Source organism: Enterobacter sp. SECR19-1250 (assembly GCF_013391025.1).
GTDB lineage: Bacteria > Pseudomonadota > Gammaproteobacteria > Enterobacterales > Enterobacteriaceae > Enterobacter > Enterobacter cloacae.
In genome coordinates this window covers 1-11,420 of sequence record NZ_JACASJ010000071.1, presented here as the reverse complement: position 1 = coordinate 11,420, position 11,420 = coordinate 1, and the positions used below count along the sequence as shown (strand labels likewise).

General features: G+C 58.9%; 8 protein-coding genes. 6 read left to right on the top strand and 2 right to left on the bottom strand.

The features are described from left to right. On the bottom strand, window positions 1–714 hold a 714-nt coding region (locus HX884_RS17435; protein WP_256737170.1), incomplete at its 3' end, for a LysR family transcriptional regulator. 384 nt (window positions 715–1,098) lie between these two features. On the opposite strand from HX884_RS17435, the gene mtfA reads away from it, so the two are divergent. Beyond that, a complete protein-coding gene (gene mtfA / locus HX884_RS17430) occupies window positions 1,099–1,896 on the top strand; it encodes a DgsA anti-repressor MtfA (protein WP_046888392.1) in 798 nt (265 codons plus the stop codon). On the opposite strand, the gene HX884_RS17425 is transcribed toward mtfA, so the two are convergent. Beyond that, a complete protein-coding gene (locus HX884_RS17425; RefSeq protein ID WP_058683343.1) occupies window positions 1,893–3,104 on the bottom strand; it encodes an MFS transporter in 1,212 nt (403 codons plus the stop codon). The genes mtfA and HX884_RS17425 overlap by 4 nt on opposite strands. 138 nt (window positions 3,105–3,242) lie before the next feature. On the opposite strand from HX884_RS17425, the gene HX884_RS17420 reads away from it, so the two are divergent. From HX884_RS17420 to HX884_RS17400, 5 genes are read left to right on the top strand one after another with little or no spacing between them, the layout of a single operon-like run. Then, window positions 3,243–4,985 (top strand): IucA/IucC family siderophore biosynthesis protein, encoded by a 1,743-nt coding sequence (locus tag HX884_RS17420; protein ID WP_058683342.1) that lies wholly within the window; start codon window positions 3,243–3,245, stop codon window positions 4,983–4,985. Then, window positions 4,985–5,932, top strand: a complete 948-nt coding sequence (locus tag HX884_RS17415) for a GNAT family N-acetyltransferase (RefSeq protein ID WP_029881841.1) — start codon at window positions 4,985–4,987, stop codon at window positions 5,930–5,932. The genes HX884_RS17420 and HX884_RS17415 overlap by 1 nt, the downstream gene beginning before the upstream one ends. Continuing rightward, complete coding sequence (gene iucC, locus HX884_RS17410) at window positions 5,929–7,671, top strand: aerobactin synthase IucC (RefSeq protein WP_280925295.1); 1,743 nt, start codon at window positions 5,929–5,931, stop codon at window positions 7,669–7,671. Before HX884_RS17415 ends, iucC begins: the two co-directional genes overlap by 4 nt. Continuing rightward, a complete protein-coding gene (locus HX884_RS17405) occupies window positions 7,668–8,993 on the top strand; it encodes a lysine N(6)-hydroxylase/L-ornithine N(5)-oxygenase family protein (protein ID WP_178328535.1) in 1,326 nt (441 codons plus the stop codon). The genes iucC and HX884_RS17405 overlap by 4 nt, the downstream gene beginning before the upstream one ends. Before the next feature lie 26 nt (window positions 8,994–9,019). Continuing rightward, window positions 9,020–11,209, top strand: coding sequence for a TonB-dependent siderophore receptor (locus HX884_RS17400; RefSeq protein WP_167816762.1), 2,190 nt, complete (start codon window positions 9,020–9,022; stop codon window positions 11,207–11,209). The last annotated feature ends 211 nt before the right edge of the window (window positions 11,210–11,420 follow it).

The following is an 11,420-nucleotide window of genomic DNA, read 5'->3' as shown; positions in this document are numbered from 1 at the left end:
CCCCGCCTCTACCATTCCCAGCATCGTGGTGACGTGGCGCGTCTCGCAGATCCCCGGGCGCTCCGGCTTAATATGGCCGAGCATCTGATCGAGCAGATTCCGGTTCCCCGATGTAATGTCCAGGCTGATGTAATCCTGCTGATAAAACGCCTGCCAGGTCAGACTCTTGCGTCCCGCCAGCGGATGATCGCGACGACACGCGGCGACGTATACATCCTCCACCAGCGGAATAAAGGTGAGATCTGGCTGCAGGCTCCTCGCAAAACAGATACCAAAATCCGCCTGCCCGCTGGCCACCGCGTCAATGACATTGCCCGCGCTGCTGTCGATAAGCTTGATGCGCACGCGCGGATAGCGGCGATGAAACTGGCGGATCACCTCCGGCATAAAATGGCAGGCCGCCGAAGGCACGGTGGCGACGGTAATCAGCCCGGTGCGCTCCTCGCTCACCTTGTCGATATCTGCCAGCATCGACTCCACGTTTTCCAGAAGCTGCCCGCAGCGGTCGGCAAAGGTCTGCCCGAAGAGCGTCAGCGTCACGCGCCGGGTGGTTCTGTCGAACAGTTTCGCGCCGACGGCGGTCTCCAGCTTTTCAATGCGGCGGCTTAAGGCGGACTGGGAAAGACAAATAGATTCTGCGGCAATACGGAAGTTACCGTACTCCACCAGCGCTCTGAAGGCATAAAGATCGTTGAGGTCGAAATTGACGGGCATAGATTCTGGCAATCCTTAGCGCTTTCTGGAAACTCGAACATTCATAATAGCGACTTATGAATCAGAGAGGTACTAGCACCGCTTCAGGACAATAAGCAAATATCCGTGGAGAAGGTGCAGTTGATCGACGCGCTCGGAGAAATCAAACGTTGATAAACGCTCTGTATCACCCGTTGTGCCATGTTTTCCGCTGGGGATCGTCTCAATGGGATTTTTGTCACTGAAAGGAAACGGGATAAGTGTTTGAATAATGGCAGAGGGCTGGCCTCTCCTGCCATTCCCACATCTCTACGTTTTATAGTTGCCTTCATGCCGGGTTCTTTGGCATGTTAACGGAACCTGACCTTTCAATTTTGTTCACGTGACGAGTTTGCGAGCACAGCGATGATTAAGTGGCCCTGGAAATCAAATGACGCTGGTCAACATGTGGCGCTGCCGTGGGATGACGCGCTGGCGATCCCCGTGCTGGCCAACCTCCAGCCGGATGAACAGTCAAAGCTCATTCAACTGGCGGATCGCTTTTTGCAGCAAAAGCGGCTGGTCCCGCTGCAGGGGTTTGAGCTGGATGCACATAAAAGTGCACGTATCGCCCTGCTGTTCTGCCTGCCGGTGCTCGAACTGGGTATCGAGTGGCTGGATGGTTTCCACGAAGTGCTGATCTACCCCGCGCCGTTTATCGTTGATGACGAGTGGGAAGATGATATTGGTCTGGTGCATAACCAGCGCGTGGTGCAGTCCGGGCAAAGCTGGCAGCAAGGACCCATTATCCTCAACTGGCTGGATATTCAGGACTCATTCGATGCCTCTGGCTTTAACCTGATTGTTCACGAAGTGGCGCATAAGCTTGATACCCGCAACGGCGATCGCGCCAGCGGTGTTCCGCTGATCCCGCTGCGTGAAGTCGCGGGATGGGAGCATGACCTGCATGCGGCGATGGAAAACATCCAGGATGAGATTGACCTTGTCGGGGAAAGCGCGGCCAGCATTGATGCCTATGCGGCAACCGATCCGGCCGAGTGTTTTGCGGTGCTGTCAGAGTATTTCTTCAGCGCCCCGGAGCTGTTCGCCCCGCGTTTCCCGGCCCTGTGGCAACGTTTTTGTCATTTTTATCAGCAGGATCCCTTGCAGCGTTTGCGGCAAAGTGAGGAGTCCGGCAGCCACGCCTCCCGCCAGGTCCACTAAGGCCTTCCGACAGGGGGACGCTCAACCGACCGTACCCCTAAGCTCAGGGCTAGAAACAGCAGCGCCATCGCCCAGGCGGCCACGATTAAAAACGTTTCACCGAACATGCGCGTCACCAGCGGCACCAGCAACGCGCTGAGGCCGTAGCCCAGGGTATGGCTGGTGGCGATCACCCCCGCCCCTTTGCCTGTCGTTAACCTGTCGTTCAGCAGGAGCTGATATCCGGGCGTTGCCATCGCCGCTCCCAGCGAGGTGATGACGATCCCCACATAGAACAGCACCACATCCGCGAGACACATCACCCCAAGCCCGACCACCATCAACACCGCGGCCAGGCAAAGTAACGTCATCGGGCGAAAGTGCTGTGGACGCACCACCAGAAACTGGGCAGCGAGCGTTGCCAGCGCGGCCAGGCTCAGCAGCAGCGCAACGTGATGGCTGATTTGCGCCGCATTGCCGTCCAGCAACGGACTAAGATGGGGTGACAGACCAAGCTGCATCAGGCTCACCAGCGCGGCAAGCAGCAGTGCCAGCACAAGATAAGGCAGCATTGATACCTGCAGCCGCGTCGCCTGCTGCGCCACTGGCGCTAAAGGCGGATCGGCCACTTCACGTAGCACCATCAGCAGGGCAATCAAGGGCGCTATCGCCATCAGCCACAGCGGTGCCACCGGATTAACGCTGAGCATCAGTGCAGCCAGCGGCGGCCCCAGCAGACGCCCGCAGCTGAGGCCCGAGCTTATCGTCGCCAGCGCGGCCATTCTTTTCTCCAGACCCGCACGCTGAATGGCCCATGTCTGGGCCGCCGGCACCAGACCGGAGACCGTCAGGCCGTACAGGGTGCGCGAGAGGATAAGCCCTGCCAGCCCCCAAGCGGCATTGAGCATCCCGTTCGCCATTGCCCAGACCACCAGCGCCATGACGAAGAAACTTGCCAGATAGCCGCTCAGCGAGGCCAGCATCACGCTTTTGCAGCCGTGCCGCTCGCTCTGGCGTCCCCACCAGGGCGAAGCCGGTAAAAAGAGCATCGAACCGAACATCAACAGACCCGCCCAAACGGAGAGCGATAGCCCGGTCATCGTGACCAGCTGCGGCAGCATGACCAGCAAACCGTTTTGCCCGATCCCCAGTAAACCGGCACACAATGCCAGGGGCCAGTTCGCTTTCGGGGTGAGATTGTCGGTCAGAGTGTCGGAAAGTGAGCGCATAGAATTGTGAACATAGTGTCAATAAATGTGTGGAAATCATGAAGTTTATGAAAACAAATATTGCAAAAATAGTTGCGACTGTAAACAGAATGAATATCATAACGAGAATTATTATCAGTCATGGAATGAGGTACATCTATGCGTACTCTGCCCCGCTCTGCCGGTACAGACGTTGCGGCTCAGTGTTTTTTAAACGCCCTGTTGCGCGAAACGAAGGACTGGCGCTATCTCCCCGCTACCGCTGCGGATGAGCTATCGCAGATCCATATCCCGCTCTCGCAAACCCAGGCCATCCGGGTTTCAGTACACTATTTCTCCCCAACCCAGCATCATCAGTATCGCTTCCCGGCAACGCTCATCCAGACCGACAGCGACCGTAGTGACGCCGTCACTTTCCCTCAACTGGTTGATTTAATTCTTGAAAAACCTGCTGTAAAAGGCTCACTGGATGCCGATACGCTGGCGCGTTTTAAGCAGCGCGCCCTTGAAAGCCATGCCCATACCTGGCAGGCGATCGACTTGCGTCACCGCTGGGCAAACCTGCGCGACACGCCGCTGACGTTCGCCGAGGCGGAACAGGCGCTGCTGGTCGGCCACGCATTCCATCCGGCCCCGAAGTCACACGAGCCGTTTAACGAAGCCGAAGCCCGCCGCTATTTGCCCGATTTCGCCTCCCGCTTTCCGCTGCGCTGGTTTGCCGTTGAGAGTGAACTGATCGCTGGCGAGAGCCTGAACGTCTCCCTGCGTGAACGTCTGCTGCGCTTCGCAGCCCAGAGCGCCCCTGAACTGCTCGGTCATTTCACCGACACCCGCTGGCTGCTGCCGATGCATCCGTGGCAGGCGGAGTACCTGCTCGGTCAGGACTGGTGCCAGCGACTGGTGGCGAAGGGAGCCTTGCAGGATCTGGGCGAAGCGGGCGCGCAGTGGCTGCCCACCAGCTCCTCCCGCTCGCTGTACTGCGAAACCAACAGCGACATGATTAAGTTTTCCCTGAGCGTGCGCCTGACCAACTCGGTACGCACGCTGTCGGTGAAAGAGGTTAAGCGCGGGATGCGTCTGGCGCGTCTGGCGAAAACGGCGCGCTGGCAGGAGCTCCAGGCGCGCTACCCCACCATGCGCGTAATGCAGGAAGACGGCTGGGCGGGTCTGCGTGACGAAAGCGGCGTCATTCAGGAAGAGAGCCTGATGGCGCTGCGCGTGAACCTGCTGTTTGATACGCCGGATACGCAAACCAACGTGCTGGTGAGCCTGACGCAGGCCGCGCCGGACGGCGGTGACAGCCTGCTGGCGGCTGCGGTCCGCCGTCTCAGCCAGCGTCTGGATCTCCCCCTTGCCCAGGCCGCGCGCTGCTGGCTGGACGCCTATTGCGACCGCGTTCTCCTTCCGCTGTTCAGCGCCGAAGCCGATTACGGTCTGGTCCTGCTGGCACATCAGCAAAACATTCTTGTGGAGATGCAGCAGGACTTCCCGGTCGGGCTTATCTACCGTGACTGCCAGGGCAGCGCCTGGACCGAAGGGGCCGACGCGTGGCTGAAAGAGGCAGGTGAAAGCGAGGTGGAAAACCGCTTCGGCGAGAGCCAGCTGCTGCGCTACTTCCCCTATTACCTGCTGCTGAACTCCACACTCGCCGTCACCGCCGCCCTCGCTGCCGCAGGTTTCGACAGCGAAGAGAGCCTGATGTCACGGGTGCGTGACGCGCTGGCCAGCCTGCGCCAGACCGCGAAGCAGACCCGCTGCCTTGACTACGTGCTGGACAGCCCGACCTGGAACTGCAAAGGCAACTTTTTCTGCTACCTGCACGATCGCAACGAAAACACGATTGCCGATCCGGCAGTGATCTATTTCGACTTTAGCAACCCGTTTTACAAGGAGAAGGCGTGATGGCTAACGCGAATATCGTCCATTCCGGCTACGGCTTTCGTTGCACCGCAACGGACACGTCCCTGCCGCTGACCTTAGGCCTCGACGGCAGCGCGGTGCTGGAGCGCCTGCGCGATATCCCGGACGGCTGGCTGGTCGAGGCGCTGGATCAGCTGTTTGTCGCCGCACCGGCACTGACCGGCATCACGTTGCCGTGGGCAGCCTGGCAGGATGAACCGCAGGCGCAGGCGTTATTCGCGCTTGCCAGCGGCGATTATCTGGCCCGTGAGACCTTCTGGCAGCTGCCGCTGTGGCTGCAGGGGGAGCGTCCGCAGGCCAGCGGTGGCATGCAGTTCGATGAGAGCCGTCAGCTTTACTTCCCGCTGCGCCCTCACCGTCCGCAAGGGGAAGTCTATCGCCGTTACGATGCGCAAATTAAACGCACCCTGAGCTTCCGCGTGGCCGACGTGGCGCTGGACGGTGAGCGTTTTACCCAGTGGATGAACAACCCGCGCGTCAACGCGTTCTGGGAGATGGCCGGTCCTCAGGAAGAGCAGGAAAACTACCTGCGCCGTCAGCTCGACTCGACGTACTGCTACCCGGTTATCGGCTGCTTTGACGATCAGCCGTTCGGCTATTTTGAGCTCTACTGGGCCGCAGAAGACCGTATCGGACGCCACTATCGCTGGCAGCCGTTTGACCGTGGGCTGCATATGCTGGTCGGCGAAGAGAACTGGCGCGGCGCGCAGTATATCCGTAGCTGGCTGCGCGGTCTGAGCCACTATCTGTGGCTGGATGAACCGCGCACGACGCGCATTGTCGCTGAGCCACGTTTCGACAATCAGCGCCTGTTCCGCCATCTGGCGTCTGCCGGTTTCGACACCGTTAAAGAGTTCGACTTCCCGCATAAACGTTCGCGCCTCATCATGAGCGAGCGTCACCGCTTCTTCAGCGAGGTGGGACTGTGAACGCACTCTGGCAAAAAGTGAACCGCGAGATGGTGGCGAAGATCCTCGCCGAGCTGGAATACGAACGTACCCTGAGCGCCGAGCCGCTGGCTGCTGGCCGCTGGCAAATCACCATGGGCAGCGAAACATGGCAGTTTCGCGCCACGCGCGGCATCTGGGGCTGGTTACATATTGATCCCGCCAGTCTGACCACCACCAGCGGTGCCGCCTTGGAAGCGGAAAGCGCATTTTTGCAGCTGGCGACGGTGCTGGAGATGAACAATGCACAAACGGCAGAGCATCTGGAAGATCTTTACGCCACGCTGCGGGGCGACATGCAGCTGCTGCAGGCGCGAGAGACGCTGGATGCCGACGCGCTTATTCATCTCAACCCGGACGAACTCCAGTGTCTGATGAGCGGCCATCCCAAGTTCATTTTTAACAAAGGACGCCGCGGCTGGGGGCTGGAGGCGCTGCGCCAGTACGCGCCGGAATACCGTGGCCGTTTTCGCCTGCACTGGGTTGCCGTGCAGCGCGAGCATCTGGTCTGGAGCAGCGATGTCGATTGCGATATCAACACCTTGCTGGCCAGCACCATGGACAGTGCCGAGCGCGCGCGCTTTGACGTCCGCTGGCAGGCGCTGAAGCTTGACGACAGCTGGCTGCCGGTGCCGCTGCATCCGTGGCAGTGGCAGCAAAAAATTGCCGTCCATTTCCTGGCCCAGCTCGCGCGCGGTGAGATGGTAGAGCTGGGGGAATTTGGTGATGAGTATCTGGCCCAACAGTCCCTGCGCACGCTAACCAACGCCAGCCGCCGCGCGCCGTATGACATCAAGCTGCCGCTGACCATCTACAACACCTCCTGCTATCGCGGCATTCCGGGCAAGTACATTGCCGCCGGTCCGCTGGCTTCGCGTTGGTTACAGCAGCAGTTTGCCAGCGACGCCACTCTCACCCGCTCTGGCGCGCAGGTGCTTGGCGAACCCGCCGCCGGATATCTGGCGCATACCGGTTACGCCGCACTACCGAAAGCGCCCTATCGCTATCAGGAGATGATGGGCGTGATCTGGCGCGAAAACCCGTCCTGCTATTTGCAGGACGGCGAGCAGGCGGTACTGATGGCGGCGCTGATGGAGACCGACAACGCCGGACGCCCGCTGATTGACGCGTGGATTGCCCATTCCGGATTAACCGCCGAAGCCTGGCTGGAAAAACTGTTCGATGCCACGGTGATCCCGTTCTATCACCTGCTCTGCCGCTACGGCGTGGCGCTCATCGCCCACGGCCAGAACGTGACGCTGGTGATGAAAGACTACGTGCCACAGCGCATTCTGCTGAAGGATTTCCAGGGTGATATGCGGCTGGTTGATGAAGATTTCCCGCAGGCGGAAAGCCTGCCGCAACAGGTGAAAGCCGTCACGGCGCGCCTGAGCGCGGAGTACATCATCCATGATCTGCAAACCGGCAACTTCGTGACGGTGCTGCGTTTTATCTCGCGTCTCACGCAGCAAAGCGGCGTCAGCGAAACCCGCTTCTACCAGATCCTGGCGCAGGTTTTGCGCCGTTATATGGCCGCGCATCCGGATCTTACAGAACGTTTCGCGAAATTCGACCTGTTTAAGCCGCAGATTATTCGCGTGATCCTCAACCCGGTCAAACTCACCTTCTCCGAACACGACGGTGGCAGCCGCATGCTGCCGAACTACGTCTGCGATCTCGATAACCCCCTTTTTCTGGTCTCCCAGGAGTCAGCGCAATGAAAACGTATGATTTCATCGGCATTGGTATTGGCCCGTTTAACCTCAGCATCGCAGCCCTTGCAGAGGGGCTGGACGGATTTAGCTCACTGTTTCTTGAACGCAAGCCGCATTTCTCCTGGCACCCGGGGATGATGGTCCCGGACTGCCACATGCAAACCAGCTTCCTGAAGGATCTGGTCAGCGCCGTGGAGCCGACCAACCGTCACAGCTTTCTCAACTACCTGGTGCAGCGTAAAAAGTTCTACCGTTTTCTGACCACCGAGCAGCGCACCGTTTCGCGCGAAGAGTTTGCTGATTACCTGAGCTGGGCGGCGGAAAACCTCACCAACCTCGCCTTCAGCCAGCAGGTACAGCAGGTGAGTTTTGATGAGAAAAAGGGCCTGTTTGAAGTAGTAACCCAGCGCGATCGCTTCCTGGCGCGCCATGTCTGCGTGGGGATTGGCAAACAGATCAACCTCCCCGACTGCGTGACCGCGCAGGATGACAGCTGCTTCCACGCCAGCGAGATGATGCTGCGCACGCCAGATTTGGCGGGCAAACGGGTGACCGTCGTTGGCGGCGGCCAGAGCGGTGCCGATCTGTTTTTGAATATCTTCCGCGGGGAGTGGGGTCAGCCGCTGAGCCTGAACTGGGTGTCGCGCCGCAATAACTACAACGCCCTGGATGAGGCCGCGTTTGCCAACGAGTATTTCACGCCGGAGTACGTGGACAGCTTCTCCACGCTTGGTGAAGAGGCACGTCGTCAGATGCTGCACGAGCAGAAGATGACCTCTGACGGTATCACCACCGAGTCCCTGCTGGCGATTTACCGCGCCATGTATCACCGCTTTGAAGTGCTGCGAGAAAAACCCTGGGCGCACCTGATGCCGTCCCGCTCGGTGACCGCCCTCACGCGACTGCCAAACGGGCAGCGCCTGACGCTACAGCATCACCTCGACGGCGGCCGCGAACAGCTGGAGAGCGACGTGGTGATCTTTGCCACTGGCTACCGCGCCGCGCCGCCTGCGTTTCTGGCCCCGCTCTCCCATCGTCTGCACCTGGATGCCGACGAAGCCTTCCATATCAACAACGATTTCACCCTTGAATGGGACGGCCCGCAGAGCAACCGCCTGTTTGCCGTGAATGCCGGGATGCACCGTCTCGGCATTGCCGAACCCCAGCTTAGCCTGATGGCCTGGCGCGCCGCGCGAATTCTCAATCGCGCGCACGACGACGAGCCGTTTGAGCTGGCCACCACCCCCGGCGTGATCCACTGGCGTAGCACCACCAGCGTGGATAACAGCCAGGTTTTTAAACCATTAGCACAGACCACCGAGTACTGACACACACAATCAGGATCAACATAACAATGAAACGTTCTCATCTTTGGGTTTTAAATCCGTGCTTGCTTGCCATGCTTTCGACCTCTGCGTGGGCAGAAGAACAAAAGGAAGAAAATATCGTTGTCTCCGCCAGCCGCGCACACCGCAGCGTGGCGGAGATGGCGCAGACCACCTGGGTTATTGAGCGTGCGGAAATTGAGCAGCAGGTTCAGGGCGGGAAAGAGATTAAAGACGTGCTGGCGCAGCTGATCCCGGGCATGGACGTCAGCAGCCAGGGGCGCACCAACTACGGTATGAACCTGCGCGGCCGTTCAATGATGGTGATGGTGGACGGCGTGCGTCTGAACTCCTCCCGTAGCGACAGCCGTCAGCTTGACTCTATCGATCCGTTCAACATCGACCGTATCGAAGTGATTTCCGGCGCCACCTCGCTGTACGGCGGCGGCAGTACCGGCGGCCTGGTGAACATCGTCACCAAAAAAGGTCAGCCGGAGACGGAAGTCGAATTCCAGACCGGGGCAAAAAGCGGGTTTAACAGCCACAACGACCACGATGAGAACGTGTCGGCGGCGGTCAGCGGCGGTAATGATAACGCGTCTGGTCGCCTGTCCGTTTCTTATCAGCGTTACGGCGGCTGGTATGACGGCAACGGCGACGAGGTGATCATCGATAACACCCAGACCGGCTTACAGTATTCGGACCGTATTGATGTGATGGGCACCGGCACCATCAACATTGACGATCACCAGCAGCTGCAGTTAACCACCCAGTACTACAAGAGCGAATCCGATGGCAAGCATGGCCTGTACCTCGGGAAGAACTTCTCGGCAGTAACGGGTGATGCCACTGCGTATAACAAAAACAACCTGGATTCTGACCGTATCCCCGGTACCGAGCGCCATCTGATTAACCTGCAGTACTCCAATACCGATTTCTGGGGACAGGATCTGGTCGCGCAGATCTACTACCGTGACGAGAGTCTGACCTACTACCCGTTCCCGACCCTGAGCAAAGGGACGGTCACCAGCATCGGTGCCTCTCAGCAGAAAACCGATTTTTACGGCGGTAAGCTGACCCTGAACAGCAAGCCGTTGGATGATTTGACGCTCACCTGGGGTGTGGACGCCGACCATGAAACCTTCGACGCCAACCAGCAGTTCTTCGACCTGAGTAAAGCGGCAGCGAGCGGCGGCATGAAGCTGGACAATGCGTACAACGTGGGGCGTTATCCGGGTTACAGCATTACCAACCTCGCCCCGTTCCTGCAGGCGAGCTACGACATTGACGCCATCACCCTGAGCGGCGGCGTGCGTTACCAGTACACTGAAAACAAGGTGGATGACTTTGTTGGCTACGCCCAGCAGCAGGCCATCGCCACCGGGAAAGCCACCTCGGCAGACGCGGTGCCAGGCGGGAAGACCGATTACAACAACTTCCTGTTTAACGCCGGGATCCTTAGCCGTCTGACCGAACAGCAGCAGCTGTGGTTTAACTTCTCTCAGGGCTTTGAAATTCCGGACCTGGCGAAGTACTACGGCTCCGGCACCTATCAGCTTGTCGACGGGCACTATCGCCTGCTGAACAGCGTGAACGTTAACGACTCGACGCTGGACGGCATTAAAGTTAACGCTTACGAGCTGGGCTGGCGCTACACCGGCGATAACCTGCGCACACAGGTTGCGGCGTACTACTCGCTCTCGGATAAAACCATCACCATCAACAAAACCGATATGACCATCAACCTGGAAGACGATAAGCGTCGTATCTACGGGGTGGAAGGTCAGGTGGACTATTTCTTCACCGACAGCGACTGGAGCACCGGCGCAAACTTTAACGCCATTAAGTCTGAAACCCGTGAAAACGGTAAATGGGAGAAGCTGACGGTAGACAGCGCCAGCCCGTCGAAAGCCAGCGCCTGGGTCAACTGGGCGCCGGGCGACTGGACCCTGCGCGTGCAGAGTACCCAGACCTTTGACGTCTCTGATGCCGACGGTAAGAAGATCGATGGCTATAACACGGTAGATTTCCTGGGCAGCTACGCCCTGCCGGTGGGTAAAGTGAGCTTCAGCGTGGAAAACGTGCTGGACAAAGACTACACCACTGCCTGGGGACAGCGCGCACCGGGGCTGTATAGCCCAACGTATGGCGCACCGGGTCTGTATACCTATAAAGGCCGTGGCCGCACATTTGGTCTGAACTACTCCGTTCTGTTCTAAACAACTGCGCCGCCTGCCCGCGGGCGGCGCATCCTGCTGTGTAATTTCACCGCAAATTTGCTATAAAATCAGCGATTTGCTGAAATTGTCGGCAAACGATCAAAAAGGGTGTTTTCACCCTTTGACAAGCCGAACCGAGGTCGCTACTATGCGCCTCGTTCACACGATTCCTCTGTAGTTCAGTCGGTAGAACGGCGGACTGTTAATCCGT

What these genes read in the sequence shown, in the direction of transcription:
- HX884_RS17415 (WP_029881841.1), top strand. Translation starts at nt 4,985, where the DNA reads ATGGCTAACGCGAATATCGTCCATTCCGGCTACGGCTTTCGTTGCACC.
- HX884_RS17405 (WP_178328535.1), top strand. Translation starts at nt 7,668, where the DNA reads ATGAAAACGTATGATTTCATCGGCATTGGTATTGGCCCGTTTAACCTC.
- HX884_RS17425 (WP_058683343.1), bottom strand. Translation starts at nt 3,104, where the DNA reads ATGCGCTCACTTTCCGACACTCTGACCGACAATCTCACCCCGAAAGCG.
- HX884_RS17400 (WP_167816762.1), top strand. Translation starts at nt 9,020, where the DNA reads ATGAAACGTTCTCATCTTTGGGTTTTAAATCCGTGCTTGCTTGCCATG.
- mtfA (WP_046888392.1), top strand. Translation starts at nt 1,099, where the DNA reads ATGATTAAGTGGCCCTGGAAATCAAATGACGCTGGTCAACATGTGGCG.
- HX884_RS17420 (WP_058683342.1), top strand. Translation starts at nt 3,243, where the DNA reads ATGCGTACTCTGCCCCGCTCTGCCGGTACAGACGTTGCGGCTCAGTGT.